At 60.2% G+C, this 24683-nt stretch carries 27 protein-coding genes; 14 read left to right on the top strand and 13 right to left on the bottom strand.

Going from position 1 to position 24683, the window contains the following annotated elements:
* Positions 1 to 27: 27 nt before the first annotated feature.
* The 3 genes from PF1751_RS20300 to PF1751_RS20290 are packed head-to-tail and all read right to left on the bottom strand — an operon-like array spanning position 28 to position 2336.
* Positions 28 to 591: a peptidylprolyl isomerase A gene (locus tag PF1751_RS20300; protein WP_010208614.1), complete on the bottom strand. Its 564-nt coding sequence runs from the start codon at positions 589 to 591 to the stop codon at positions 28 to 30.
* A gap of 3 nt (positions 592 to 594) precedes the next feature.
* Positions 595 to 1398 carry an alpha/beta fold hydrolase gene (locus PF1751_RS20295; RefSeq protein ID WP_042571888.1) on the bottom strand — a complete coding sequence of 268 codons (804 nt, stop codon included), beginning with the start codon at positions 1396 to 1398 and terminating at the stop codon, positions 595 to 597.
* A gap of 14 nt (positions 1399 to 1412) precedes the next feature.
* Entirely contained in the window at positions 1413 to 2336 is a 924-nt protein-coding gene (locus PF1751_RS20290; protein ID WP_010208617.1) for a PA3225 family LysR-type transcriptional regulator, read from the bottom strand.
* Positions 2337 to 2385: 49 nt separating this feature from the next.
* Here PF1751_RS20290 and PF1751_RS20285 point away from each other — a divergent pair, with 49 nt between their 5' ends.
* From PF1751_RS20285 to PF1751_RS20275, 3 genes are all read left to right on the top strand, one after another.
* Positions 2386 to 2700 (top strand): hypothetical protein, encoded by a 315-nt coding sequence (locus PF1751_RS20285; RefSeq protein WP_044287634.1) that lies wholly within the window; start codon positions 2386 to 2388, stop codon positions 2698 to 2700.
* A gap of 139 nt (positions 2701 to 2839) precedes the next feature.
* Positions 2840 to 3439 (top strand): FMN-dependent NADH-azoreductase, encoded by a 600-nt coding sequence (locus PF1751_RS20280; RefSeq protein WP_010208620.1) that lies wholly within the window; start codon positions 2840 to 2842, stop codon positions 3437 to 3439.
* Between the two features lie 203 nt (positions 3440 to 3642).
* Positions 3643 to 4509: a carboxylate/amino acid/amine transporter gene (locus PF1751_RS20275; RefSeq protein ID WP_010208622.1), complete on the top strand. Its 867-nt coding sequence runs from the start codon at positions 3643 to 3645 to the stop codon at positions 4507 to 4509.
* 31 nt (positions 4510 to 4540) lie between these two features.
* Here the strand turns inward: PF1751_RS20275 and PF1751_RS20270 are convergent, their stop codons facing one another.
* Positions 4541 to 5839, bottom strand: coding sequence for a mechanosensitive ion channel family protein (locus PF1751_RS20270; protein WP_021490884.1), 1299 nt, complete (start codon positions 5837 to 5839; stop codon positions 4541 to 4543).
* A 192-nt stretch (positions 5840 to 6031) separates the two neighbouring features.
* On the opposite strand from PF1751_RS20270, the gene PF1751_RS20265 reads away from it, so the two are divergent.
* Positions 6032 to 7378, top strand: a complete 1347-nt coding sequence (locus PF1751_RS20265) for a DEAD/DEAH box helicase (RefSeq protein ID WP_010208624.1) — start codon at positions 6032 to 6034, stop codon at positions 7376 to 7378.
* A 50-nt stretch (positions 7379 to 7428) separates the two neighbouring features.
* Here PF1751_RS20265 and PF1751_RS20260 read toward each other — a convergent pair whose 3' ends face one another.
* Positions 7429 to 7704 (bottom strand): hypothetical protein, encoded by a 276-nt coding sequence (locus PF1751_RS20260; protein WP_010208625.1) that lies wholly within the window; start codon positions 7702 to 7704, stop codon positions 7429 to 7431.
* A 153-nt stretch (positions 7705 to 7857) separates the two neighbouring features.
* On the opposite strand from PF1751_RS20260, the gene PF1751_RS20255 reads away from it, so the two are divergent.
* From PF1751_RS20255 to copD, 5 genes are all read left to right on the top strand, one after another.
* Entirely contained in the window at positions 7858 to 8247 is a 390-nt protein-coding gene (locus PF1751_RS20255; RefSeq protein WP_010208626.1) for a hypothetical protein, read from the top strand.
* A 127-nt stretch (positions 8248 to 8374) separates the two neighbouring features.
* Entirely contained in the window at positions 8375 to 10081 is a 1707-nt protein-coding gene (locus PF1751_RS20250) for a copper resistance system multicopper oxidase (protein ID WP_044287632.1), read from the top strand.
* 10 nt (positions 10082 to 10091) lie between these two features.
* On the top strand, positions 10092 to 10907 hold the full coding sequence (locus PF1751_RS20245) for a copper resistance protein B (RefSeq protein ID WP_044287631.1): 816 nt from the start codon (positions 10092 to 10094) through the stop codon (positions 10905 to 10907).
* Positions 10908 to 10957: 50 nt separating this feature from the next.
* On the top strand, positions 10958 to 11344 hold the full coding sequence (copC, locus tag PF1751_RS20240; RefSeq protein ID WP_010208629.1) for a copper homeostasis periplasmic binding protein CopC: 387 nt from the start codon (positions 10958 to 10960) through the stop codon (positions 11342 to 11344).
* Positions 11341 to 12195 carry a copper homeostasis membrane protein CopD gene (copD, locus tag PF1751_RS20235; RefSeq protein ID WP_044287630.1) on the top strand — a complete coding sequence of 285 codons (855 nt, stop codon included), beginning with the start codon at positions 11341 to 11343 and terminating at the stop codon, positions 12193 to 12195. The genes copC and copD overlap by 4 nt, the downstream gene beginning before the upstream one ends.
* On the opposite strand, the gene PF1751_RS20230 is transcribed toward copD, so the two are convergent.
* The 3 genes from PF1751_RS20230 to PF1751_RS20220 form a co-directional block, all read right to left on the bottom strand.
* A complete protein-coding gene (locus PF1751_RS20230) occupies positions 12192 to 13058 on the bottom strand; it encodes a DUF6279 family lipoprotein (RefSeq protein ID WP_044287629.1) in 867 nt (288 codons plus the stop codon). The genes copD and PF1751_RS20230 overlap by 4 nt on opposite strands.
* A 65-nt stretch (positions 13059 to 13123) precedes the next feature.
* A complete protein-coding gene (locus PF1751_RS20225; protein WP_042571885.1) occupies positions 13124 to 13846 on the bottom strand; it encodes a TorF family putative porin in 723 nt (240 codons plus the stop codon).
* Between the two features lie 207 nt (positions 13847 to 14053).
* Positions 14054 to 14233 carry a hypothetical protein gene (locus PF1751_RS20220; RefSeq protein ID WP_003193095.1) on the bottom strand — a complete coding sequence of 60 codons (180 nt, stop codon included), beginning with the start codon at positions 14231 to 14233 and terminating at the stop codon, positions 14054 to 14056.
* 322 nt (positions 14234 to 14555) lie between these two features.
* Between PF1751_RS20220 and PF1751_RS20215 the strand changes: the two genes are divergently transcribed.
* The 3 genes from PF1751_RS20215 to PF1751_RS20205 all read left to right on the top strand — a co-directional run bounded on the left by PF1751_RS20215 (position 14556) and on the right by PF1751_RS20205 (position 17560).
* Positions 14556 to 15392, top strand: a complete 837-nt coding sequence (locus tag PF1751_RS20215; protein WP_010208634.1) for a CvfB family protein — start codon at positions 14556 to 14558, stop codon at positions 15390 to 15392.
* Between the two features lie 128 nt (positions 15393 to 15520).
* Positions 15521 to 15919 carry a DUF2177 family protein gene (locus PF1751_RS20210; RefSeq protein WP_021490878.1) on the top strand — a complete coding sequence of 133 codons (399 nt, stop codon included), beginning with the start codon at positions 15521 to 15523 and terminating at the stop codon, positions 15917 to 15919.
* Between the two features lie 198 nt (positions 15920 to 16117).
* Positions 16118 to 17560, top strand: coding sequence for an NCS1 family nucleobase:cation symporter-1 (locus PF1751_RS20205; protein WP_010208638.1), 1443 nt, complete (start codon positions 16118 to 16120; stop codon positions 17558 to 17560).
* Here the strand turns inward: PF1751_RS20205 and PF1751_RS20200 are convergent.
* On the bottom strand, positions 17472 to 18680 hold the full coding sequence (locus PF1751_RS20200) for an MFS transporter (RefSeq protein WP_021490877.1): 1209 nt from the start codon (positions 18678 to 18680) through the stop codon (positions 17472 to 17474). The two genes, PF1751_RS20205 and PF1751_RS20200, sit on opposite strands and share 89 nt — an antisense overlap.
* Positions 18681 to 18783: 103 nt before the next feature.
* Between PF1751_RS20200 and ptrR the strand changes: the two genes are divergently transcribed.
* Both ptrR and PF1751_RS29675 read left to right on the top strand, forming a co-directional pair.
* Positions 18784 to 19677 carry a putrescine utilization regulator PtrR gene (ptrR, locus tag PF1751_RS20195; protein WP_021490876.1) on the top strand — a complete coding sequence of 298 codons (894 nt, stop codon included), beginning with the start codon at positions 18784 to 18786 and terminating at the stop codon, positions 19675 to 19677.
* Positions 19678 to 19819: 142 nt separating this feature from the next.
* On the top strand, positions 19820 to 19942 hold the full coding sequence (locus PF1751_RS29675; RefSeq protein WP_003193089.1) for a PA1414 family protein: 123 nt from the start codon (positions 19820 to 19822) through the stop codon (positions 19940 to 19942).
* A gap of 278 nt (positions 19943 to 20220) precedes the next feature.
* Here PF1751_RS29675 and PF1751_RS20190 read toward each other — a convergent pair whose 3' ends face one another.
* The 4 genes from PF1751_RS20190 to speB are packed head-to-tail and all read right to left on the bottom strand — an operon-like array spanning position 20221 to position 24543.
* A complete protein-coding gene (locus PF1751_RS20190) occupies positions 20221 to 21603 on the bottom strand; it encodes a sodium:solute symporter family protein (RefSeq protein WP_010208642.1) in 1383 nt (460 codons plus the stop codon).
* A 34-nt stretch (positions 21604 to 21637) separates the two neighbouring features.
* The gene (locus tag PF1751_RS20185) at positions 21638 to 23149 is read right to left on the bottom strand and encodes a purine-cytosine permease family protein (protein WP_021490874.1); all 1512 of its coding nucleotides are present in this window, start codon (positions 23147 to 23149) and stop codon (positions 21638 to 21640) included.
* A gap of 21 nt (positions 23150 to 23170) precedes the next feature.
* The gene (locus PF1751_RS20180; protein ID WP_010208645.1) at positions 23171 to 23593 is read right to left on the bottom strand and encodes a YybH family protein; all 423 of its coding nucleotides are present in this window, start codon (positions 23591 to 23593) and stop codon (positions 23171 to 23173) included.
* On the bottom strand, positions 23593 to 24543 hold the full coding sequence (gene speB, locus PF1751_RS20175; RefSeq protein ID WP_021490873.1) for an agmatinase: 951 nt from the start codon (positions 24541 to 24543) through the stop codon (positions 23593 to 23595). Before speB ends, PF1751_RS20180 begins: the two co-directional genes overlap by 1 nt.
* Positions 24544 to 24683: the final 140 nt, after the last annotated feature.

The raw sequence follows: 24683 nt of genomic DNA, 5'->3' as shown, positions 1-24683 counted from the left end.
GGGCTGCGCGCGGAACTACCTGCTACCTCAGTCGATGCGCTTGGCCGACTTGATGTACACAGGATCGATTGGCACGTTCTGCATGCCCTGCTTGGTAGTGGTCTGCGAATTGACGATCACATCAACCACGTCCATGCCCTTGACCACCTTGGCGAATACGGCGTAACCGGCATCACGACCCGGGTCGAGGAAGGCATTGTCGGCGACGTTGATGAAGAATTGGCTGGTGGCCGAGTTCGGGTCATTGGTGCGCGCCATGGACAGGGTGCCACGTACGTTATGCAGGCCGTTGCTGGCTTCGTTCTTGATCGGGTCCTTGGTTGGCTTTTGGGTCATTGCCTGGGTGAAACCACCGCCCTGGACCATGAAACCTGGGATTACGCGGTGGAAGATCGTGTTGGTGTAGAAGCCGCTGTCGACATAGGCCAGGAAGTTCTTGGTGCTGATCGGCGCTTTGACCGGGTCCAGTTCGATCTCGATGTCGCCATTGGTGGTGGTGATCAATACGTGGGGCGCCTTGGCTGGCTCGGCGGCCATCAGGTTGGCGGCGAACAGAACAGAACCGGCAAAGAAGGCGATTTTTTTCAGCATGGGTCAGTGATCCTGGGTAGTGGTTTCGACTGTCTTTAGAAAATCGAGCAAGGTTGCGTTAAAGACTTCGGGTTGGTCCAAGGGCGTGGCATGGCGGGAATCCTCGATCACCACCAGTCGCGCATTGGGTAGCAGTTTTACATAGTTTTCTTTCTGCGCCACAGGGGTGTAGTCATGGTCGGCGCTGATGACCAGGGTTGGACAGGTGATTCTGGAAAGTCGTTCCTGCACGCCCCAGCCCACGATTGCATCGAAGCTGGCGAGATAAGCACGTTTGTCGTTTTTTGCCCAGCGTTCGGCCATCTTGCGGCGCAGGTCGGCCTGCTGCGGCTTGGGAAACAAGCGGTCGCCCAGCGCCTTACCAATGGTGGCCAGGCTGAATACACGTGCCAGGCTCCAACGTTTAGCCCATTGCCAGTAGTCATCGGCACTGCGCACCTTCACCTCCGGTGCGCTGTTGACGATGCACAGGCTCTTGACCTGTGCGGGTTCATCCACCGCCAGTTGGAATGCGATCATGCCGCCCATGGACAAGCCCACCACGTGGGCGGCTGGCAGGTCCAAGTGTTCGATCAGCGCCAGCAAATCCAAGGTGAAGCCCTGAATGCTGTAGCGTTCTCGCGGTTTGTCCGAGCGTCCGTGACCCCGTACATCCACCACGATCAGGCGGTAATGCCTGGCCAACACTGGAATCTGCAGCTCCCAATCCTGGCTGCTGGAGCCCAGGCCGTGGATCAGGATCAGCGGCGTACCGTGGCCGTATTCCTCATAGTGCAGGCTGCATCCTTCGTGGTCGAACCAGGCCATGCATGAACTCCGTTTCAGGCTTGCTGAGGGGCGGCGAAAGGCGCGTCCAGCGGGGCGGTGTCAAAGGTGCGCAGCAGTTCCACAAGGATCTGCGTGGCGGGCCCCAGGGGTTTGTCCTTGTTTGAGTACAGGAAGAACGTGGGGTGACGGCTGCCGCCCTGTTCCAAGGGGAGTTGCTTGAGCACGCCTTCGGCGAGTTCGCGTTCGATCATGTGTCGGGGCAGCCACGCAAAACCCAGGCCGCTGCCCACGAAGGCGGCGGCGGTGGCCAGGCTGCCGACGGTCCAGCGTTGCTCGGCGCCGAGCCAACCCACATCCCGGGGTTGCTGACGGCCGGAATCGCGGATCACCACTTGCATCTGGCTTTCCAGGTCCTGAAAGCTCAGCTCGCGATTCAAACGGTGCAAGGAATGCTCGGGGTGTGCCACGGCGACAAATTCCACATCGCTCATTTCCGTGCCCAGGTAACCCGGGATGCTGAAACCGGAAATCGCCAGGTCGGCTACGCCTTCCATCAGCAACTCTTCGACACCCGACAGTACCTCTTCACGCAGGCGCACACGGCAACCCCGGCTCTGCGGCATGAACGCGGTGAGCGCGCGCACCAGGCGTGCGTTCGGATAGGCCGCATCCACCACCAGCCGCACCTCGGCTTCCCAACCTTGTTCCATATGGTGCGCGAGGTCTTCCAACTGGCTGGCGTTTTTCACCAGTTGCCGGGAACGGCGCAACAGCACTTCACCGGCGTCGGTGAGTACCGCTTTGCGCCCGTCGATGCGCAGCAGCGGCACACCCAGTTGGTCTTGCATGCGGGCCACGGTGTAGCTCACCGAAGACTGCGAACGGTGCAGCGCTTCAGCCGCCTGGGCGAAGCCGCCATGGTCGACCACGGCTTGCAGCGTGCGCCATTGATCGAGGGTAACGCGGGGCGCTTTCAAGATGGGTTCCTCTTGTCCTAAGCTGACAGTCCTTATTGGAGACTGCCGAATGAGAAAATTCTGTTATGTGTTGCTGGCACTGCTGCCGCTGAGCGCATTTGCCTACCCCATCGACGTGACCAAAAAGATCGACGGCGTCAGCATCGATTACACCGCCTCCGACGTGGACGGCGATATCAGTTCGATTCAACTCAATAACTACGGCAAGCAAGACGCGGTCTGCTCGGTAATCTTCACCAACGGCCCGGAATCGCCGCGTCGCCGTACGGTCACGGTGCCGGCGGGCAAAAGCACCAACACCACGGTCAGGTTCAACCGCGCCATTATCAAGATGCGGATCGCCCTGTCGTGTGCGCCGAAGTGACCGAGCAGCGGAGCATGCTCCGCTTATAAACAAATTTATAGATGGGTTATAGCAGTTTTTTGCGCTTTTTAATCGAATTGGCTATGTTTAATCTTCACTCCATCGCCTTACAGCAACTTCTGATGGAGCCTACAACGCCATGTCCAATGTTCTGATCATCGAAAGCAGCGCCCGCCAGCAGGATTCGATTTCCCGCCAACTGACCCAGCAATTCATCAGCCAATGGCAGGCCGCCCATCCGGCTGATCAGATCACTGTGCGTGACGTGGCCCTCAACCCGGTCCCACACTTGGACGCCAACCTGCTCGGCGGCTGGATGAAGCCCGCGGATCAACGCAACGACAGCGAGCAGGCGTCCCTGGACCGCTCCGATGAGTTGACCCGCGAACTGCTGGCCGCCGACGTTCTGGTGATGGCCGCACCGATGTACAACTTCGCCATCCCCAGCACCCTTAAAGCCTGGCTGGATCACGTGCTGCGCGCAGGTGTGACCTTCAAATACACCGCCACCGGGCCACAGGGCCTGCTGACCGGCAAACGTGCCATCGTGCTCACGGCGCGCGGCGGCATCCATACCGGTGCCAGCTCCGATCACCAGGAACCTTACCTGCGCCAGGTCATGGCCTTTATCGGGATTCACGACGTCACCTTCATCCACGCCGAAGGGGTGAACCTCAGTGGTGACTTCCAGGAGAAAGGCATCAACCATGCCAAAGCGCTGCTGGCCCAGGTCGCCTGATCCGTTAATCGTCAGATAATCCCGCGATGGTTATCTAGTGCCACGCAAACCCTTCAAGTACGCGTAACAGACCTCCCTTTGCACTTTCTGCTCCTGAGTGCTCCTGCCCGACTGCCGCTTTAGCGAGGTCGGGTTTTTTTTGCCCCGAGTTTCTTCAACCGCCGAAAACCTTTAATGTCCCGCCCATTCGAAACGAGGCGCGCATGGGCTACTTACTGGTTGTCACCCTGATTCAGGCATTTTCCTTCAGCTTGATCGGCGAATACCTCGCCGGTCACGTCGACAGCTACTTCGCCGTGCTGGTGCGCGTGGTGCTGGCTGGGTTGATCTTCATCCCGCTGACCCGCTGGCGCTCGGTGGAGCCGGCCTTCATGCGTGGCATGCTGGTGATTGGCGCGCTGCAGTTCGGGGTGACCTACGTGTGCCTGTACCTGAGCTTTCGCGTGCTCACGGTGCCGGAGGTGCTGCTGTTCACCATCCTCACGCCGTTGCACGTGACCCTGATCGAAGACGCCCTCAACCGTCGCTTTAACCCTTGGGCATTGATCGCCGCGTTGGTGGCAGTGGCGGGCGCAGCGGTGATTCGCTTCGACCAGATCACCCCGCACTTTCTCGGCGGCTTCCTGCTGCTGCAGTTGGCCAACTTCACCTACGCCGCCGGGCAGGTGATGTACAAGCACTTGGTGGCGCGCTATCCGAGCGATCTGCCGCATTACCGGCGCTTTGGCTACTTCTACCTGGGTGCTTTGTTGGTGGTACTGCCGGCGTTCCTGCTGTTCGGCAAGGCCAACTTCCTGCCCGATGCGCCGCTGCAATGGGGCGTGCTGGTGTTCCTTGGGTTGGTCAGTACTGCGCTGGGCATGTACTGGTGGAACAAGGGCGCCTGCCTGGTGCAGGGCGGCACCCTGGCGGTTATGAACAACTTACATGTACCGGTGGGCTTGCTGCTCAACTTGCTGATCTGGAACCAGCACGAACCGCTAGGGCGGTTGGCCTTGGGCGGGTTGGTGATTTTGGCGGCGGTGTGGATGAGTCGGTTGGGTGTACGCAAGGCGCCAGCGCCACGCTGACGCCCTTGCAGGAGCAAGCCGGTAAGCACTGTTAACTTGAATGCTGTTCGATGGCCGGCAAATGACTGGCCCCCAACACCGCCGGCAACACCCCCGCACGCAAATCATTCCCACTCGGCTGCTGATACAGGCTCAAGCCAAACTCCGGCAATACCGCCAGCAGATAGTCAAAAATATCCCCCTGGATACGCTCGTAATCCGCCCACGCCGTGGTGCGGGTAAAGCAGTAGATCTCCAGCGGCACGCCTTGGGCGGTGGTTTGCATCTGGCGCACCATGCAGGTCATGTTCGGCTGGATGTCCGGGTGGCTCTTCAAGTACGCCAGGGCGTAGGCGCGGAAGGTGCCGAGGTTGGTCATGCGCCGGCGGTTGGCCGACAGTTGCGCGCTGTGGCCCTGGGCTTCGTTCCAGGCCTTGAGCTCGGCCTGCTTGCGCCCGATGTAGTCAGTCAGCAGGTGCACCTGGGTCATGCGCAGCTCTTCGTCGTCGCGCAAAAAGCGCACGCCACTGGCGTCGATGAACAGGCTGCGTTTGATCCGTCGTCCGCCGGAAGCCTGCATGCCACGCCAGTTCTTGAACGACTCGGACATCAGGCGCCAGGTGGGGATGGAGACGATGGTCTTATCGAAGTTCTGCACCTTGACCGTGTGCAGGGTGATGTCTACCACGTCGCCATCGGCGCCGACCTGGGGCATTTCGATCCAGTCGCCGACCCGCAGCATGTCGTTGCTGGTCAGTTGCACGCTGGCGACAAACGACAACAGCGTGTCCTTGTACACCAACAGGATCACCGCCGACATGGCGCCAAGGCCCGAGAGCAGCAACAGTGGCGAGCGATCGATCAGGGTGGCAACGATGATGATCGCGCCAAACACGAACAGCACCATCTTCGCCAACTGCACGTAGCCCTTGATCGAGCGGGTGCGCGCGTGTTCGGTGCGAGCGTAGATATCCAGCAGGGCATTGAGCAGGGCGCTGGTGGCCAGCACCAGGAACAGGATGGTGATTGCCAGGGCCACGTTGCCGATGAACAGGATGGCGGTCTTGCTCAGGTCGGGCACCAGGTAAAGGCCGAATTGAATCACCAAGGACGGCGTCATCTGCGCCAGGCGATGGAAGACCTTGTTGTGCCGCAGGTCGTTGAGCCAGTGCAGCGCCGGTTGCCGGCCGAGCAGTTTGACGGCGTGGAGGATGAGGTAACGTGCCACTCGTCCGAGCAACAGGGCCACTACCAGCAACACCAGCAAGCCGAGGCTGGCATGCAGCAGCGGGTGTTCGTCGAGGGCGCCCCAGAGGTCTTGGACGTTGAGCCAGAGCTGTTTGATATCCATGGGTGAAACCGATTCTTCTATAAGACAACACGGGGCGATTAGAGCATTTAAGTGCAACAAAGTTGATGACATGGACAAATGCCCTGACAAAAAAGCGGCTGATTAGCACTGTTCGCGTAAAGAAACTCGGTTTGGACGCCCGAAACCGGTAACCTATGCAGCTGATTTTTGTATTTCTTCGAGGTAGCACCCGTGTTTTCCCAATTCGCCCTGCACGAACGCCTGCTCAAAGCCGTGGCCGAGCTTAAATTTGTCGAGCCTACGCCGGTGCAAGCAGCGGCCATCCCGCTCGCGCTCGAAGGGCGTGACCTGCGGGTGACAGCTCAAACCGGTAGCGGCAAGACCGCCGCTTTCGTCCTGCCTGTGCTGAACCGCCTGATCGGCCCGGCCAAGGTTCGTGTGAGCATCAAGACCCTGATCCTGCTGCCGACCCGCGAGCTGGCTCAGCAGACCCTGAAGGAAGTCGAGCGCTTCTCGCAGTTCACCTTCATCAAGTCCGGCATCATCACCGGCGGTGAAGACTTCAAGGTCCAGGCCGCCATGCTGCGCAAGGTGCCGGACATCCTGATCGGCACCCCGGGCCGCATGATCGAGCAACTCAACGCCGGCAACCTCGACCTCAAGGAAGTCGAAGTGCTGGTGCTGGACGAAGCCGACCGCATGCTCGACATGGGCTTTGCCGACGACGTCCAGCGTCTGGTGAGCGAGTGCGTCAATCGCCAGCAGACCATGCTGTTCTCCGCCACCACCGGCGGTTCGACCCTGCGTGAGATGGTCGCCAAGGTGCTGAACAACCCTGAGCACCTGCAGGTCAACAACGTCAGCGACCTGAACGCCACCACGCGCCAGCAGATCGTCACCGCCGATCACAATGTGCACAAAGAGCAGATCCTCAACTGGCTGCTGGCCAATGAGACCTATCAGAAAGCCATCGTGTTCACCAACACCCGCGCCGCCGCCGACCGCATCTACGGCCGCCTGGTGGCCCAGGAATACAAGGCATTCGTGCTGCACGGCGAGAAAGACCAGAAGGACCGCAAACTGGCCATTGACCGCCTCAAGGCTGGCGGCGTGAAGATCCTGGTAGCCACCGACGTAGCCGCCCGCGGCCTGGACGTCGACGGCCTGGACCTGGTGATCAACTTCGACATGCCCCGCAGCGGCGACGAATACGTACACCGTATCGGCCGTACCGGGCGTGCCGGCAACGATGGCCTGGCCATCTCGCTGATCTGCCACGGCGACTGGAACCTGATGTCGAGCATCGAGCGCTACCTCAAGCAGTCGTTCGAGCGCCGCACCATCAAGGAAGTCAAAGGCACCTACACCGGGCCGAAGAAGGTCAAGGCGTCGGGCAAGGCCGTGGGCGTGAAGAAGAAAAAGACCGACGCCAAGGGTGACAAGAAGAAAACCGGCGCCAAGTCGCCGACCAAGCGCAAGATCGCCAACCGGCCGAAGACCGACAACCTGTCGCTCGTCAGCAAGGACGGCATGGCGCCTCTCAAGCGCCGCAAGCCGGAAGCCCCGGCTGCCGAATAAGGCTTGAGTGATGTGAAAAAACCGGACAATTGTCCGGTTTTTTTATGCCTTCAGTTTTTGGCCTTGGCCGCTGCTTCCTTGAGTTCCTTCAGACGAGCGTCGATCAACTGGCACTTGTCCGGGAACTCCGCACTTTCAGTGTCCAGGTCCATCTTCTGCAGTTCATCGTTCATTTCCTTGGCCTTGGTCGGGTTCTGCTCGGTCAGCTTGGCCACTTCCTGGGCCAGTTGCTCGCGCTTGGCCGTGGCCTCGTCCGGCGTACAGGCCCAGGCGGGCAGGGCGGCCAACAATGTGGCCGCGAGCGTCAGGTTCATCAGGGTTTTCATGGGTGGACCTCCTTGGCAGGGATATTCAGTGGAGGTCGCCGATACCCGGAAAGTTCACGGGAATGACGCTCGTCTCCTGGGCTGAACGGCCAGTGATGCGGCGGGTCACACCTTTAACGGGCTACCTTCCATCCGCCCGCAGGAGAAATCAGGATGACGACTTACAACTGGGATCTGATCGAACGTCTGCTGCACGAAGTGCAGAACGGCGAAGGCAGTTTCGCCCCGCGCAAATACGCCGAGCAGGAAGCGGCCGAGAAGGCCACGGCGGGCGAGTCCACCGGCAATCTGGACGCGCTCAAGAAGACGGCTGCGGATTATGAAGCGCTGCTGTTCAAGCGCGGTTTTATCGAGTCGCGCCCTGAAGACGAGGGCGGCAATGGCGAGAATTTCATCCTGACCCCGCTGGGCGCGCAGTTGCTGGCGCTGATCGACAGTTCGATCCCTGGCAATGACCACCCGCGCCAAGTGCTGGATGAGCAGCCCGATGCGCTGGACCCGGCGACCTTTGCCGAGGTGGCTTCCAAGGCTCAGATCGCCTGATCGACGTCACGCCTCGGCACAGTCGCAACGTCGGGGCGAAACTGTCAGATCGGTAATCTGTCGCTAAGCTGGCTGACAGCCAGCCCTGCCTACTCTGCTGCCATTCAACTCATGGAATTGAATCGGCATGCACTCCAACACTACCCGACGTACCTTCGTCAAAGGCCTGGCTGCCGGTGGCTTGCTGGGCGGGCTCGGCCTTTGGCGCAGCCCGGTCTGGGCCGTGACCAGTCCGGGCGAACCCACGGTGCTGGCAGGCACCGAGTTTGATCTGTTCATCGACCAAACCCCCGTCAACCTCACCGGCCGCCACCGCACTGCGCTGACGATCAACGGCAGCCTGCCCGGCTTGCTGCTGCGCTGGCGCGAAGGTGACACCGTGACCTTGCGCGTGAAAAACCGCTTGGCCGAACCGACGTCGATCCACTGGCACGGCATTCTCCTGCCGTCGAATATGGACGGCGTACCGGGCTTGAGCTTCAAGGGTATCGAGCCGGGGGGCGTGTTTGTCTACCAATTCACGGTCAAGCAGCACGGCACTTACTGGTACCACAGCCATTCCGGGTTCCAGGAACAGCAGGGCGTGTATGGCCCACTGGTGATCGACCCGAGAGAGCCCGAGCCCTACACCTACCAGCGCGACTACGTGGTGATGCTGTCGGACTGGACCGACGAAGACCCTGTCGCCTTGATGAAAACCCTTAAGAAACAGTCCGACTACTACAACCTGCACAAGCCCACCATGGGCGACTTCGTGCGGGATGTGGGCAAGCAAGGCTGGTCGGCCACGATTGCCGATCGCCTGATGTGGGCGCAGATGAAGATGAACCCCACGGACCTGGCCGATGTCAGCGGCGAGACCTACACCTACCTGCTTAACGGCCAGCCGCCGGAGCGCAACTGGACGGGTGTGTTTCAGGCGGGCGAGACAATCCGTTTGCGCTTTATCAACGGCTCGGCAATGAGCTACTTCGATGTGCGCATTCCGGGGCTGAAGATGACCGTGATAGCCGCCGATGGCCAGCCCGTGCAGCCGGTGGGTGTCGACGAGTTCCGTATCGCCGTGGCGGAGACCTTCGATGTATTAGTCGAGCCGACGGCCGAGGCCTACACGCTGTTCGCCCAGTCAATGGACCGCAGTGGTTATGCCCGCGGCACGCTTGCCAGACAAACCGGGGCGACGGCCCCCGTACCGGCACTGGATCCGCGACCCTGGATCACCATGGACGACATGGGCATGGGCGGCATGGACCACGGTGCCATGGCGGACATGCCGGATATGGCGGGCATGGATCACAGTGCCATGTCGATGCAGGCCCACCCTGCCAGCGAGCAAGACAACCCGCTGGTGGATATGCAGGCCATGAGCCCGGTGCCCAAGCTCGACGACCCCGGCATCGGCCTGCGCAACAACGGCCGGCGCGTCCTGACTTATGCCGACCTGCGCAGCACCTTTGAGGACCCTGACGGGCGCGATCCCAGTCGCACGATTGAACTGCATCTCACCGGTCATATGGAGAAATTCGCCTGGTCCTTCAATGGCGTGAAGTTCTCCGATGCCGAGCCGTTGCAACTGGCCTATGGAGAGCGGGTCAGGCTGGTGCTGGTTAACGACACGATGATGAGTCACCCCATTCACTTGCACGGTCTGTGGAGTGATCTGGAAGATGAAAACGGCCAGTTCCAGGTGCGCAAGCACACCATCGATATGCCCCCGGGCTCACGGCGCAGCTACCGAGTGACTGCCGACGCGCTGGGGCGTTGGGCCTACCACTGCCATCTGCTGTACCACATGGAAATGGGCATGTTCCGTGAGGTGCGCGTGCATGAATGAGGACGCAAGCATGAGCCGTCGAATTTCACCTGTTTTGCTTGCGCTGGCGTTTGCTCCGCTGGCGCAGGCCGACGAGTTCCAAGGCATGAGCCCAGCGACACCGGCGCTCACCGAAAGTCGCACACCGATTCCCGTGTTGACTGACGCTGATCGTGCTGCGATCTACAACGCGCCCGGTGGGCACCGTGTCCACGACCATGGCATCAACTCGCTGCTGCTGATCAACCAGTTGGAATGGCAGGGCGGCGAGGGCGACGGCGCGCTGAACTGGGATATTAAGGGGTGGGTCGGTGGTGATATCGATCGCCTATGGCTACGCAGTGAAGGCGAGCGCAGTGCCGGTCGCACCGAAAGCGCCGAAGCCCAGGCGTTGTGGGGGCATGCCATCAGTCCCTGGTGGGACGTGGTCGGCGGCGTGCGCCAGGACTTCAAACCAGGGGACGGCCAGACCTGGGCGGCGTTCGGCGCCCAGGGCATGGCTCTTTACAACTTTGAAGCCGAAGCCACGGTATTTGTCGGTGAGTCTGGGCGTACCGCTGCGCGGTTGGAGGGCGATTACGACTTCCTGCTGACTAATCGGCTGATCCTGCAGCCCACCGCCGAACTCAACTTGTATGGACGCAATGATCCGCAGCGCGGCGTCGGTTCGGGCCTGTCGGACAGTGAGTTAGGCCTGAGACTGCGTTACGAAGTACGCCGCGAATTTGCGCCGTATGTGGGCGTGACATGGCATCGCAGCTACGGCCAAACCGCGCAATACGCCCGAGATGACGGCGAAGACACGAACCAGGTGCGCTGGGTCGTGGGTATGCGCTTGTGGTTCTGACGTTTTTATTTTTCCTATAACTCGCCGCCATGAGCGGCCTGGAGCCTTGCATGTCGATGTTTAAAACCGCCCTGGCGGGCGTTGTGCTGTCGGCCGGTGTGATCATCAGCCTGGGGGCCTCGGCCCATCCGAAGTTGTTGTCGTCCACGCCAGACTCCGGTGCCCAGGGCGCGGCACCGGCAGTGATTGAATTGCGTTTCTCAGAAAACCTGTTGACGCAGTTCTCCGGCGCCAAGCTGATCATGACCGATATGCCCGGCATGCCCCATTCTCCGATGCCGGTAAAGGCCAGTGTCGCGGCCAGTAGCGATCCTAAGGTGATGTTGATCAAACCGGCCTCCACACTGACGACCGGGACCTATCGGGTTGATTGGCGCGCCGTATCGTCCGACACGCACCCGATCCTTGGCAACGTGGTGTTCAGCGTCCAGCCATGAGTGAACTGGTCGCGGTGTTACTGCGTTTCGCGCTGTATCTGGACTTGATGCTGGTGTTTGGCCTGGGGCTGTTTGGCCTGTATGCAGACAGCAGGTTGCTGAATCTGAAGCCGTTGCTGCGGAGGTTGGTGGGGCTGGGGGTGCTGCTGTCGTTGGCGTCGCTGCTGTCCATGACCCAGGCCATGAGTGGCGCCGAGAATTGGCCAACACTGTGGATGCACCTGCAGATGATGCTCTGGCAGACCGAGCTGGGCTGGACTTGGTGGTTGCGCATTGCGGCGCTGGTGCTGGTTGTGCTCAGTACCCGATTGGCCACTTTGTTCGGCGGTGTCGCGTTGGTGACGCTGGCGTGGGCTGGGCATGGCGTGATGCATGAGGGCTCGTTGGGGGGGTGGCATTTGCTAAGCGACAGTGCGCATCTGCTCGCTGCGGCGGGCTGGGTCGGGGCATTGGCGGCGTTCGGGCTGATGCTAGCGAGTGCGTCTGAGCAGGCGGTGCCGGTGTTGGCACACGCATTGACGGGCTTCGAGCGTGTTGGTGTGGTCTTCGTTGCGGTACTGATGGGTACGGGCGTGGCGAATTATCTGTTTGTGGTCGGGCCGAACCTGGATGGCATCACCGGCGGTGTCTACGCAATCCTGTTGTGCTTGAAGTTGGGGGCTTTCGGCTTGATGTTGGGGCTGGCGGCGCTCAATCGCTCGCACTTGACGCCCCTGCTTCAGCGCTCCCTCGCGGCGGGTGACCACCGAGCGGCACGTCAAGCCTTGCGTCGCAGCATCACCCTGGAGTTTGGGGCGGCGGTTTTGATCCTGGGGCTGGTAGCCTGGCTGGGGACCTTGGCTCCCCGCTAGGGCTGCACGCTCTTCAGGCACTTAAGCGCCTGGAAATCGCTGCGCACCTTGTCGATTTTCTGGGTGAGCTTCTGTCGTTGTTGCACGGTGCTTTCGGCCATCACGTCGACAATCAGGCTGCGGGCCGCGGCTTCCGTCTGAGCATAGGCGGTGCGGTATTGCGGGGTCCAAAGGCTTTCGCGGTCCACCAGCAACTGCTGCATTTTCTGCGGGAAATCGGCGTTTTTGCGCTGTTGCACGGCATCGATAAATTGCGCCTGCCAGCGGGCGCGGTTGCCGATCCATTCCTGGTTCTGCTCGCCCAGTGCGATGGACCAGGCCGTCACACGGTTCTGCTGGCTGGCGCTGAGCGGGCCGATCCAGGCGTCCAGGCGCTTGTTCATGCGCTCGGCGCGCTCCTTGATCTGCTGGGCCAGGGGCGGCTTGAGGTATTCGTCCTGGCGCTTGCGCAAGTCCTTGGCCAGGGCCGCGCTCATGTCCTGGACCTGCTGATCGTCCAGGCCTTGGAGCAGTTCGATGGCAGACGGCGTGATCTCACGGGCGACTTCGTCGATGGCCAGTTTGGCTTCGGTGGTACGGGCTTGTAGCGCGGCGTCGGTGACCTGGTTGTCGTCGGCCATCCGTTGCAAGCGGTCCAGCCAGTCCAGATAGCCTGGCAATTGCGTGGTGCAGTGCCAAGCCAGGTGTTCCTTGAGTGTGTCGTTGAACCAGCTCTTCTGCCCGGCGTTCATGTCCAGGTAGTCATTGAGGGTCCAGGGAATGATCACGTCCAGGTTACGATAGGCGAGGCCCACGCGATTGCAACCGGCGAGCACCAGGCTCAGGGTCAGTAATGCCACCAGTAATTTGAGCCGACGCAGCATGGGCGGGTCCTTCGCAGAGTGGGTTATCACATGTGAACCCGCGCCGGGTGCGACAGTTCAGCCCATCAATAAAACGACCGCGCGGCCTTCAGCGTCAACAGGCCATCGCATTGCGAATTGTGTCCGGAATAGGCCGAGCAATCTCCGCCGCTGAGGCTGGAATCGCTGTAGATCAGGTTCAAGTCCACGCCCATCCACTGCCGGGAGAATTGCACCGACCAGTCGCTGAAGGTATGAATGGAGCCTCCATCGACCGAAACCGGGGTGCCCAATTGATGAGTGGTGTATTTCATGCTGACGCCGATGCCAAACGGTTGGGTGCCGCCGAGGTCGGCAAACAGGGTGCTGTCCTGGCGGTCCGGATCGTTACTGAAGGACGCACCGAAGCGGTTGCCCAATAGATTCAGGCCGCCGTAGAACTCCTGGCTGTCGAGGGGGCTGAGCTTGGGGTAGCTGTAGTGGATCAGGCCCACTTCGTAGCCCAGGGTTTGGTCGAAGGGGTGCTTGAAGCCCATGTAGGAATCGACTTCGAGGTTGCTGGACGAGGACAGGCCCATGTTTGGGGAGAACTGCCCGAAGTACAAGCCGCTGTCGTGGCTCAGGTCCAGCCCACCATGGAACGAATCGCTGCCGGGAGACGTCGGCTTGACGAGTCCTTGGGCCATGCTGCGGCTGGGTGTGGTGCCCAGTTTCAAGTCGAAATCACCCAGTTCACGCTGAAAGATCTGCGCTTCGGCGAGAGGGCTGGCGACCAGGGCACCGACCAGGAATATGCAGGATTTGAACATGCTTCACTCCATGAAAAGCGAGGAGCAGTGACGGAGAAAATCGGGCAGATGCCCGTGCTAGACGTGTGCAAGCATACCGGCGAATGCGTGGCGGTGAGGCCCGTTCGTCGATTGGTGCGGTTACGAAGAGAGTGCAGGGAGCATTTCGGGCTCTAGTCCTAGCGCCTTGAAGGCAAGACGCTTAGGGACCAGGTGTGTTGCGCAGTATTACTTCTTACCCAGGCTGATCTGCTTGGATGGGCCGAAAGTCTGGCCGCTCACGCCCTTGGCAATCTGCTGGATTTCGCCGCCGGACTTGAGAAATGCAGCAATCTGGCTGTTGATCGATTCGCTGGTTTCAACGGCGGGAGCTGGCTTTGCTTTGCTGTTGGATGCTTTTACGCGCATGGCGGCCACTAACCTGTAGAAAATTAACTTGGCCAGGCATCGTACAGGAAATACTTGACAATTGCTTGGTAAATATCCCTCAGGAATAACAGGGGCCATGGGAAATAGCCGAAGTTCATCTTTGAAATAAACCCCTAACTTACTGTTTTAACTCGAAACCATGGATCTATCGGTGCATGGCCGGCTGGGAAAAATTAGCTGATTGATCGGACGAGCGGGGCGATGCCACTGCAATGCCACGTCAGCCCGCGATTTTTCGGGCACGCGCGCGTGGCGGGCGCAAGTCGGGTAGAATGCCGCCCACGTAATGAGGGTATTGAAAATGGCTTTGGTCGGGCGCTACAACAGCTTGCAAGTGGTTAAACATACTAACTTTGGTTTGTACCTGGACGGTGCGCAAGATGGCGAAATCCTCTTGCCTAATCGGTATATCCCCAAAGATATTCCCAGTGAAGATGAAGACTGGCTTAACGTTTTCATTTATCTGGACAGCGATGACAAACTTATCGCCACGACTGAAAAACCCAAAGTTCAAGTGGGTGAGTTCGCCAGTTTAAAAGTGGTGGAAGTCAACAGTATTGGCGTGTTCCTCGACTGGGGTTTGCCCAAGGACCTGCTGCTGCCGTATTCGGAAGAAAAACGCCAGTTGAGCGCCGGTGAATACTGCGTGGTGCACGTCTACCTCGACAAACACACCAAGCGCATCACCGCCACCGCACGGCTGGACCGTTACTTGGACAAGACGCCGGCTAACTACCAGGTGGGTCAGGAAGTCGACCTGCTGGTGGCCGAAGCCACTGATATGGGCTTCAAGGCGATCATCAACAACAAGCACTGGGGCCTGATTCACAAGAACGAAGTGTTCAAGTTCCTGCGCCCAGGTAAAGAAGAAAAAGGCTTTATCAAAGAGATCCGTGCCGATGGCAACATCAGCCTGAGCCTGCAACCGGTCGGTCAGGAAGCGGCCTCCAGTCTCAACTCGAAGATCCTTGCCAAGTTGCGTGAAAACAACGGCAGCCTGCCGGTCAGCGACAAGAGTGATCCGGCAGTGATCAGCAACTTGTTCGGCGTGAGCAAGGGCAACTTCAAGAAGGCCATTGGTGCGTTGTACAAGCAGGGCCAGATCGTGATTCACGCGGATCGCATTGAACTAAGCTGACCCCGTTTCGTTCTTCTGTAGGAGCGAGGGGGACCCCTGGTCCTTGCTCGCGAAAAAGGTACATCCGACACCGTGATGCGCCAGGAATATTTTCGCGAGCAAGCTCGCTCCTACAAAGGGCTGCACCCATGTCGAAAAAGACGTTGTTCGCCTACCTCGGCACGTTGCTCGCGTTCCTGATCCTGGACGGCCTCTGGTTAGGTGTCCTCATGGGCCCCACCTATAAGTCCCTGCTGGGGCCGCTGATGCTGGATCAGCCTCGCCTGTTGCCCGCAACACTCTTCTATCTCCTCTATGTGCTCGGTTGTGTCGTGTTTGTGGTCTTGCCCAGCGCAAGCTGGCAACGCGCCGCACGCCTGGGCGCCTTGCTGGGCCTGGTCGCCTACGGCACCTATGACCTGAGCAATTGGGCCACGCTGCAAGGGTGGTCTGCGCAGTTGGCGGTGATGGACATGGCGTGGGGCACCTTCCTGACTGCAGCTTGCTGCACGGCGGGTTATCTGTGTGCACATCGAGTGCAGCGCTGATTGTGTACAGGATTTCTGTGCACCGTTGCTGAGCGCGTTACCCATCGCTAAGCCTGTATCAGCCCCTTTGGGACGCCGTTCCAGAGGGATTGGGTTCAATTGGCACGCATTCTGCTGACTGTCTCGTATACAAACCATGCCGCCTCCCGTATGCACCCTGCAACGGAAGCGCAGGCCCGTATTTCGAGGAGCCCAGCGATGACCGAACAATTGCCCAAAGGCTACAGCCCGCGCCTATACAACCAGGACCTGGGCCCGCTGCCGCAAAAGTGGAACTGGTACAACATCTTCGCCTTCTGGATGAGTGACGTGCACAGCGTCGGCGGTTATGTGTTTGCGGCCAGCCTGTTCGCCCTGGGCCTGGCCAGTTGGCAGGTGCTGATCGCCTTGCTCGCTGGTATCTGCATCGTGCAGTTGATCGCCAACTTGGTGGCCAAGCCGAGTCAGCAAGCCGCTGTGCCTTATCCCGTGATCTGTCGCCTGTCGTTTGGTGTATTTGGTGCGAACATTCCTGCGGTGATACGCGGCTTGATCGCCGTGGCCTGGTACGGGATTCAGACGTACCTGGCGTCGAGCGCCTTGATCATCGTGGTGCTGCGTTTCTTCCCACAGATGGCGGTGTATGCAGAGCCGCATTTCGCAGGTTTGTCCTACCTTGGCTGGTTTGGTTTCCTCAGTCTGTGGTTGCTGCAAGCGGCGGTATTCTGGGCCGGCATGGAATCCATCCGCCGTTTTATCGATTGGGCCGGGCCGGTGGTCTACGCGGTGATGTTCGCCCTGGCGGGTTGGATCGTGTGGAAGGCGGGCTGGTCGAACATCAGCTTCACGCTGGCAGAGAAATCCCTGTCGGGCTGGCAGGCATTCGGCCAAGTGATTGTGGCGACGGCGTTGGTGGTGTCGTACTTCTCCGGGCCGACCCTGAACTTCGGCGACTTCAGCCGCTACTGCCGCAGTATGCAAGACGTGCGACGCGGCAACTTCTGGGGGCTGCCGGTGAATTTCCTGGCATTTTCGCTGGTGACCGTGGTGATCGTCTCGGGCACCTTGCCGGTGTTTGGCGAAATGCTGCATGACCCGATCGCTACGGTTTCGCGGATTGATAACAGCATGGCGGTGTTGCTGGGGGCCTTTGCCTTTGTCACCGCAACCATCGGTATCAATATCGTCGCCAATTTCGTGTCCCCGGCGTTTGACTTCGCCAACGTCGCGCCGAGCAAGATCAGTTGGCGCGCGGGCGGGATGATCGCCGCCGTGGCGTCGATTTTCATCACGCCGTGGAACCTGTTCAATAACCCGCTGATGATCCATTACACCCTGGATATTCTCGCGGCCTTCATCGGGCCTCTGTTCGGCATCCTGCTGGTGGATTTCTACCTGATCAAAAAACAGAAGATTGACGTGGATGCGCTGTTTGATGACAGCCCGAGCGGGCGTTATTACTTCGATGGCGGGGTGAACTGGACGGCAGTCAAGGCGCTGGTGCCCGCGACGCTGGTGGGCGTCGCGATCACATTCACGCCAGCGCTGCAGGGCATGGCCAACTTCGCCTGGTTTACCGGCTGCTTCCTGGGTGGGCTATTTTTCCTGGTGTTGACGCGGCGTGAACAGGTGCGTGTGCCTGCGCCGCTGGTTGCCGGCTGATCAATATCGAGCCCGCCACCAGCAAACCGGCACCGGCGACCACCAGTGCCGGTTGCAGCCCACCACTCAGGTGGCTGCTGACCGAGGCCAGCAACGGGCCACTCAATTGGCCGATGGCGAAACTGGCGGTCAGCATCCCGGTGTTGCGCTGGTAGCCGTGGGGCGCGACGTCCCGCAGGCGTGCCATCACCAATTGCATACAGGCCAGGAACGGCCCGCCGCATAGCAACACCCCCAGCGCCAGGCCCCAGCCGTTGCCGAGCAAACAGGCGAATACCCCGGCCGCTTGCAGCCACAATGTGGTCATCAGCCAGCGGCGAGTGGTGTCTGGATCCTTGCGGCGCAGGGTCGCCACCACCACGCCGATCGCGGCGGCCAGGCCAAAGCATGGCCAGAACAGGTCGGCTTGCCAGGCGCCCTTGAACTGCGCGCTGGCCATCTGCGACAGGAATGTCGCTGGAATGATGTAGCCAAGGCCATACAACACATAGATCCAGCACAAATGCGCGATGCTGGCATTGCGGCCTGCGTCGACGTGGCCGGCAACGGGCGTGCCGGTGGCAGAGGGTTTGGGCAGGAAGGGCAGGATGGCCAGCAACATCACCAGCGCCACCCCGCCATACACCAGCCACAACGTGGCCGAGTTTTGCCCCATCAGGTTGGAGCCGAGTGCCAGCAAGCCGGTCAACAAAATCCCCAGTCCCGGCCCGGCGAAGACCAAGGCGCCCAGGCGCGGACGCCCTGCGGCAATCGCCAGCGGCTGGCTCAGGCTGGTGATCATTACCAGGGCCCAGGCACTCGCGACACCGGTGCCAAAGCGCAACAACAGATGCGGCCAGAACCCGTGGGCCCAATACGACGCCAGGGTCAGCAGTACACACAACCACAACCCGCCATAGAGACGTCCGCGCACATGATGATGGCTGCGCGCAAAGATCGAATCCACTGCGCCGACGAAGTAGCCCAGGTAGTTGGCGGCGGCGATCAGGCCGGCGCCGGTCAGGTCGATCTGCCCTTCACTGAGCAGATGGGGCATTTGTGGGGTGAGGGCAAAGCGGCCAATGCCCATCGCCATCATCAGGGCGACAAAGCTGGCGAGTAAGCGGACTAAAGGAGACATGGTCGGTGTTCCTGCGGGTAAAGGAATACCCTCAGGCTAAAGCGGATTGACTTTCTGCAAAAATGAATAATAGTGAGTAACTTGTTCAGTTTTGGAGAAAGGTATGGAGTTCAGTCAATTGCGCATTTTTCAGGCGGTGGCGGAAGAGGGCTCCATTACGCGCGCGGCGGACCGCTTGCATCGGGTGCCATCGAACCTGTCGACGCGGCTCAAGCAAATGGAGGAGCAGCTCGGCGTAGAGTTGTTTGTGCGTGAGCGTCAGCGCTTGCAGCTTTCTCCTGCCGGCAAGGTGTTGCTGGACTACAGCACTCGACTGCTGGCCCTGCACGACGAAGCCCACGGCGCGGTGCAAGGTGGCCAACCGGCCGGCGATTTTGTTTTAGGCAGCATGTACAGCACCGCGGCGGTGCATTTGCCGAAGCTGCTGGCGCGCTACCACAAGGCTTATCCGATGGTGAACCTTCAGGTGCAATCGGCGCCCAGCGGTGAATTGCTCGAAGGTCTGATTACCGGCCGCCTGGATGCGGCATTTGTGGATGGCCCCATCACGATCGCCTCCCTGGACGGTGTTGCCCTGTGTGAAGAGCGCCTGGTGCTGATCTGCGAGGCCGACCATCCGCCGGTACAGGGTCCCCAGGATGTGGCGGGACGATCTGTCTTCACGTTCCGCCGCAGTTGCGCCTATCGCACCCGTCTGGAAACCTGGTTTTCCCATGAGCGCGTGGCCATGGGCCGGGCGATTGAGATCGAGTCGTATCAAGGCATGCTGGCGTGCGTGATCGCCGGGTCCGGAGTGGCGTTGATGTCCGAATCAATGCTTGAGAGCCTGCCAGGCAAGGACAGCGTGTCCGTTCATCCGCTGAAAGGGCCTTTTGCCACTGCGACCACCTGGCTGATGTGGCGAAAGGGTATGCTCGGCGCTAACCTCAATGCATGGATCGACCTGCAGCAAGCCGGCAAGACTGCGGTCCTGCAAGACACGCGCGCCATTGCTTGAGCGATCCGTCAGGATTTTGATGAATTCGGTAATAGTTCGTTGTGGTTTCGTTCAAGCATTACGTAGGACTTAGGGCTACTATCAGTGTAGGAAAAGGCGAAAGAACTTGCGCCTACCAGCATTACCCTCAAAGGGGGCAACCATGAAAGAGAAAATTCAAAACTGGCTCCATGATCTGGGTGTTGCACTGGGCTTGATCGAGCCTCCGCTGCAGCCCGTGCCGATTCGCACCGATGACGAGCAACGTCGTCCACGTCGCAGGTAAGTCCTGTAAGCGCTCACGCAATTGCGATGGGCGCACGCTGCATGACGAGTACGACTGGGCGTCTTGTTACCTTGAAGGCACGCTGAACGATCATGGCAAGGCGTGTACTTGGCGGGAGTAACAGGGGAGGTCCTGTGCCCGACAACCGAGCAGTATTTTGGCTGCAAGGCGTGCGGTGATTTGTTTGAAGCGTCCAGCCGGAATGCTGAATAAAAAAAACGGGCACGACATCCGACGTCGCACCCGCTGAAGAAACCGCTTTAACTCCCGGTTTTATCTCAAACTGCGCTAGCCGCAACGCCCGCTGGGCGGCGCGACAGCAAACTCACCACCACAAAACTTACCAACCCCACCGCCAGGCTGTAGTAGATCGGCGTGTTTGCATCCAGCCCATCCTTGATCATGAACACCAGCGCAGTGACAAAGCCCAGCGTCATGGAGGTAATCGCGCCGGATGTGGTTGCGCGTTTCCAGAAAATCGCCCCGATCAACGGGATCAACATGCCGCCCACCAACAGGTTGTAAGCCAAGGTCAGGGCACTGATCACATCGTTCACCACCAGTGCGATACCCAGCACGGCAATACCGGTCAGCAGGGTGAACAGGCGGTTGACGCCCAGGCTCGACTGTTTGCCGCCCCGCAGGCGCGGCAGCAGGTCTTCGGTCAGTACGGTGGAGGCGGCGAGCAGGCCGGCGCTGGCGGTGGACATCATCGCGGCCAGTGCTGCGGCAATCACCAGGCCACGGATCCCGTCCGGCAGCGACATTTTGACGATGGCGGCAAAGGCGTTGTTGACGTTGTCCAAGTCCGGGATCAGCACATGCGCCGCCATACCGATCAGTGCACAGGCCAGGCCGTAGAGGATGCAGTAGAAGCCGGCGAAAGTGCCTGCGTACTTGGCGACTTTTTCGTCACGGGCGGTGAACACCCGTTGCCAGATGTCCTGTCCGATCAGGATGCCGAAGAAGTAGATCATGAAGTAGGTGATGATCGTGTCCCAGCCGATGGCGGTGAAGCTGAAGCTCGACGCTGGCAGCTTGGCAACCAGTTCGTCCCAGCCGCCGACGCGGTACAGGCAGATTGGCAGCAGGATGAACATCAGGCCGACGGTCTTGATCACGAATTGCACGATGTCGGTGAGGGTCAGCGACCACATGCCGCCGATGGTCGAGTACACCACCACCACACCGCCGCCGAGCAGTACCGAGATCCAGAATGGCAGGCCGAACAGCACTTGCAGCACGGTGCCGATGGCCAGGATCGAGGTCACGCCAATCATCAGGGCGTAGGCCAGCATGATCACGGCGCTGGCCTGGCGGGCCATGGGGTTGTAGCGTTTTTCCAGCACCTGGGTCACGGTGAAGATCTTCAGCTTCAACAGCGGCTTGGCCAAAAACAGGTTCAGCGCAATGATGCCCGCGCCCAGCGCGGCACACAGCCAGAAACCGGAGATGCCATGTACATAGCCCAGGCGCACGGTGCCGACGGTGGATGCACCGCCCAATACCGTGGCGGCCATGGTGCCCATGTACAGCGACGGGCCCAGGTTGCGACCGGCCACCAGGTAGTCTTCATGGGTCTTGGCACGGCGCATGCCGTAGTAGCCGAGCACGAGCATGCCAGCGGCGTAGATGAGTACGACGAATAAATCCAAAGCCATGACGGCGGTTCTCCGATTATCTTTTTTATGAGGGTCAGGCGGCCTGTTGCAGCGCCGGTTTAACGCGCGCATCCGTGCGCTTGCTGCGGGAGTCGGTCGGCCCGTAGACAGCCGCCGGTTCCGGGAACACGCGAAGCAAGGTCAGGTACATCAGCGAGGCCAGTCCCAAGGTCACCGGCAGGCTTATATCGATGCCTTCGGCGAGGTTGCCCAGTGGCCCGACAAACTGCCCCGGCAGGTTGACGAAGCACAGCCCCACCAGCGCACTCGGAATCCACGCCCCCAGCCCGCGCCAGTTCCAGCCGTGGCTGAACCAGTAGCGCCCGCCGGTTTCACCCCGGGTGAACACCTGCAGGTCATCCGGGCAATAGAAGCCGCGACGCACGATCAGGCCGATGATCATCATCACCATCCACGGCGTGGTGCAGGTGATGATCAGTACGGCGAAGGTCGACACGCTTTGCACCAGGTTGGCGGCGAAACGGCCGATAAAAATGAAGGCAATCGACATCACCCCGATCAGCAACGTGGCCTTGACCCGCGACAGCAGGCGCGGAAACACGCTGGACATGTCCAGCCCGGTGCCATACAGCGACGTAGTCCCGGTGGACATGCCGCCGATCACTGCGATCAGGCACACCGGCAGGAAGAACCAGCTCGGCGCCACCGCCAGCAAACCGCCGACATAGTTGTTGGCCGCGATGTAGTCCGGTGCCTTGATTGCCACGATGGTCGCGGTGGCCAGGCCGAACAGGAACGGGATCAAGGTCGCGATTTGCGCCAGCACCACTGCCAGCATGATGCGTATTTTTGGCGTTTCACGCGGGATGTAGCGCGACCAGTCGCCGAGGAACGCACCGAAGGAAATCGGGTTGCTCATGGCCACCAGCGCCGCGCCGATGAAGGCGGCCCAGAAGCCGGTCTGGCCCAGCGCGACAGTGCCGGCGAAGTGGCTGTCGAACGCGGGGGCAAACGCGAAGATCCCCAGCAGGAACAGCAGGCTCGCCGCCCACACTGCAATGCGATTGACCCACAGCATGAAGCGAAAGCCGTAGATGCACACGGTCAGCACCAGGATCGCAAACACGCCGTAAGCCAGGCCCAAGGTCAGGTCAGTTTCCGGCAAGCCGATCAGACGTTTCGCACCGCCCACCAGAGCATCACCTGAACTCCACACTGACAGTGAGAAGAAGGCGATCGCCGTCAGCAGCGAGAGAAATGAACCGACAATCCGCCCGTGAACACCAAAGTGCGCACCGGAAGACACGGCGTTGTTGGTGCCATTGATCGGCCCAAACAGGCCCATGGGGGCCAGGATCAGCGCACCCACCAGTACGCCCAGCACAATCGCCCAGACGCCGGCCTGGAATGACAGGCCGAACAGCACGGGGAAGGAACCCAGCACGGCGGTGGCAAAGGTATTGGCACCGCCGAAGATCAGTCGGAACAGATCCTTGGGGCCGGCGGTACGTTCGTGGTCCGGGATCTGCTCGACCCCATTGGTTTCTATCTTGCGAATACTTTTATGGTTGTTTTTATTATTCATGATCTGCTCCGATCACATTGGCTAAGGGGGCGGCAGCCCTTCCGGCATAGCGGACAAATGTTCGTGACAGGCCAGCCACAGGCCTTGTTTTTGTTCTGTGCGGGATCCTTGTCGTTTGAAGACAATGGTCTCGCGTTCCTGGCTAAAAAATTGCTCCCCGTTCATGCGCAGCTCAGTGGCCACGTCATGCATGAAAATCGCCACGTCGCCCTGCAGGCTGACAACGGCGTTGCTCGAGGCGCAGGACAGCACCTCGAACCCCTCGTCCCGACGCCATTGATCCCACAACGCCTGGTAGGCATCGCGACTGAGCAGCGGCTGGGGCAGGGTGTAGAACACGAAGCTGGCATCCGCCGTGAACGCGCCGAAGTAGGCGGTGCGGTCATTGCGGGCGAAGGCCGCCACCAGGTCGGCAGCGGCTTGCAGCACTTCGTGGGTGCTCATCAGCGATGCGCCACACCCGGCAGCACGCAGAGCATCTCGTACAGCAGGTTGGCGCCCAGCAGCGAAGTGTTGCCGGTGGTGTCATAGGGCGGGGAAACCTCTACCAGATCGCAACCAATCAGGTCGAGTCCCTGGCAGCCACGGATGATTTCAATGGCCTGGATGGTGGTCAGCCCACCGATTTCCGGGGTGCCGGTGCCGGGGGCCCAGGCCGGGTCGATGCCGTCGATGTCAAAGCTCAGGTACACCGGGCCGCCGCCGACTTTTTCCCGGACTTCGGCCATCAATGGCGCGAGGGAGTGGTGCCAGCATTCTTCGGCCTGGACCACACGGAAGCCCTGTTTGCGGCTCCAGTTGAAGTCTTCGGCGGTGTAGCCCTGGGCGCGAAGGCCGATCTGCACCACACGGTCGCAATCGAGCAAACCTTCTTCTACCGCGCGGCGGAACGTGGTGCCGTGGGCGATTTTCTCGCCGAACATATGGTCGTTGACGTCGGCGTGGGCGTCGATGTGCACCAGCCCGACCTTGCCATGTTTCTTGTGGATCGCCCGCAGGATCGGCAGCGTGATGGTGTGGTCGCCGCCCAGCGTCAGCGGGATCACGTCATGTTCGAGGATCTCATCGTAGGCTTCTTCGATGATGCGCACGGCGTCGAGCAGGTTGAAGGTATTGATCGCCACGTCGCCAATGTCGGCCACCGACAGCGAATCGAACGGTGCGGCACCGGTGGCCATGTTGTACGGACGGATCATCACGGATTCGGCGCGGATTTCACGCGGCCCGAAACGGGTGCCAGCACGCAGCGAGGTGCCGATGTCCAGTGGCACGCCGATAAAGGCGGCGTCCAGGCCCTTGGCCGTTTGCAGGTGGGGAAGACGCATCATGGTGGCGATGCCGGCGAAGCGCGGCATTTCGTTGCCGCCCAGTGGTTGGTGAAAAATCTTGTCCACAGGAGTGCCTCATCGTTGTTTTGTTTGTTAGGGGCCGATTCTGCGAAATGTGTCGATACGAAAGAATCGGCAGGGGCAAATACTTAGTTCAGGTTTTTCTAAACTAATGCAGGCAGGTAGACTGCAGGCATCCACACCTG

This window comes from Pseudomonas simiae (genome assembly GCF_000934565.1).
GTDB lineage: Bacteria > Pseudomonadota > Gammaproteobacteria > Pseudomonadales > Pseudomonadaceae > Aquipseudomonas > Aquipseudomonas simiae.
Note: the sequence above shows the minus strand (reverse complement) of the source record. Positions and strands in the feature narration are given on the sequence as shown.

Coding starts and splice junctions, on each gene's coding strand:
- PF1751_RS20300 (WP_010208614.1), bottom strand. CDS start 591: ATGCTGAAAAAAATCGCCTTCTTTGCCGGTTCTGTTCTGTTCGCCGCC.
- PF1751_RS20295 (WP_042571888.1), bottom strand. CDS start 1,398: ATGGCCTGGTTCGACCACGAAGGATGCAGCCTGCACTATGAGGAATAC.
- PF1751_RS20285 (WP_044287634.1), top strand. CDS start 2,386: ATGAGAAAATTCTGTTATGTGTTGCTGGCACTGCTGCCGCTGAGCGCA.
- PF1751_RS20280 (WP_010208620.1), top strand. CDS start 2,840: ATGTCCAATGTTCTGATCATCGAAAGCAGCGCCCGCCAGCAGGATTCG.
- PF1751_RS20275 (WP_010208622.1), top strand. CDS start 3,643: ATGGGCTACTTACTGGTTGTCACCCTGATTCAGGCATTTTCCTTCAGC.
- PF1751_RS20270 (WP_021490884.1), bottom strand. CDS start 5,839: ATGGATATCAAACAGCTCTGGCTCAACGTCCAAGACCTCTGGGGCGCC.
- PF1751_RS20260 (WP_010208625.1), bottom strand. CDS start 7,704: ATGAAAACCCTGATGAACCTGACGCTCGCGGCCACATTGTTGGCCGCC.
- PF1751_RS20255 (WP_010208626.1), top strand. CDS start 7,858: ATGACGACTTACAACTGGGATCTGATCGAACGTCTGCTGCACGAAGTG.
- PF1751_RS20250 (WP_044287632.1), top strand. CDS start 8,375: ATGCACTCCAACACTACCCGACGTACCTTCGTCAAAGGCCTGGCTGCC.
- PF1751_RS20245 (WP_044287631.1), top strand. CDS start 10,092: ATGAGCCGTCGAATTTCACCTGTTTTGCTTGCGCTGGCGTTTGCTCCG.
- copC (WP_010208629.1), top strand. CDS start 10,958: ATGTCGATGTTTAAAACCGCCCTGGCGGGCGTTGTGCTGTCGGCCGGT.
- copD (WP_044287630.1), top strand. CDS start 11,341: ATGAGTGAACTGGTCGCGGTGTTACTGCGTTTCGCGCTGTATCTGGAC.
- PF1751_RS20230 (WP_044287629.1), bottom strand. CDS start 13,058: ATGCTGCGTCGGCTCAAATTACTGGTGGCATTACTGACCCTGAGCCTG.
- PF1751_RS20225 (WP_042571885.1), bottom strand. CDS start 13,846: ATGTTCAAATCCTGCATATTCCTGGTCGGTGCCCTGGTCGCCAGCCCT.
- PF1751_RS20220 (WP_003193095.1), bottom strand. CDS start 14,233: ATGCGCGTAAAAGCATCCAACAGCAAAGCAAAGCCAGCTCCCGCCGTT.
- PF1751_RS20215 (WP_010208634.1), top strand. CDS start 14,556: ATGGCTTTGGTCGGGCGCTACAACAGCTTGCAAGTGGTTAAACATACT.
- PF1751_RS20210 (WP_021490878.1), top strand. CDS start 15,521: ATGTCGAAAAAGACGTTGTTCGCCTACCTCGGCACGTTGCTCGCGTTC.
- PF1751_RS20205 (WP_010208638.1), top strand. CDS start 16,118: ATGACCGAACAATTGCCCAAAGGCTACAGCCCGCGCCTATACAACCAG.
- PF1751_RS20200 (WP_021490877.1), bottom strand. CDS start 18,680: ATGTCTCCTTTAGTCCGCTTACTCGCCAGCTTTGTCGCCCTGATGATG.
- ptrR (WP_021490876.1), top strand. CDS start 18,784: ATGGAGTTCAGTCAATTGCGCATTTTTCAGGCGGTGGCGGAAGAGGGC.
- PF1751_RS29675 (WP_003193089.1), top strand. CDS start 19,820: ATGAAAGAGAAAATTCAAAACTGGCTCCATGATCTGGGTGTTGCACTG.
- PF1751_RS20190 (WP_010208642.1), bottom strand. CDS start 21,603: ATGGCTTTGGATTTATTCGTCGTACTCATCTACGCCGCTGGCATGCTC.
- PF1751_RS20185 (WP_021490874.1), bottom strand. CDS start 23,149: ATGAATAATAAAAACAACCATAAAAGTATTCGCAAGATAGAAACCAAT.
- PF1751_RS20180 (WP_010208645.1), bottom strand. CDS start 23,593: ATGAGCACCCACGAAGTGCTGCAAGCCGCTGCCGACCTGGTGGCGGCC.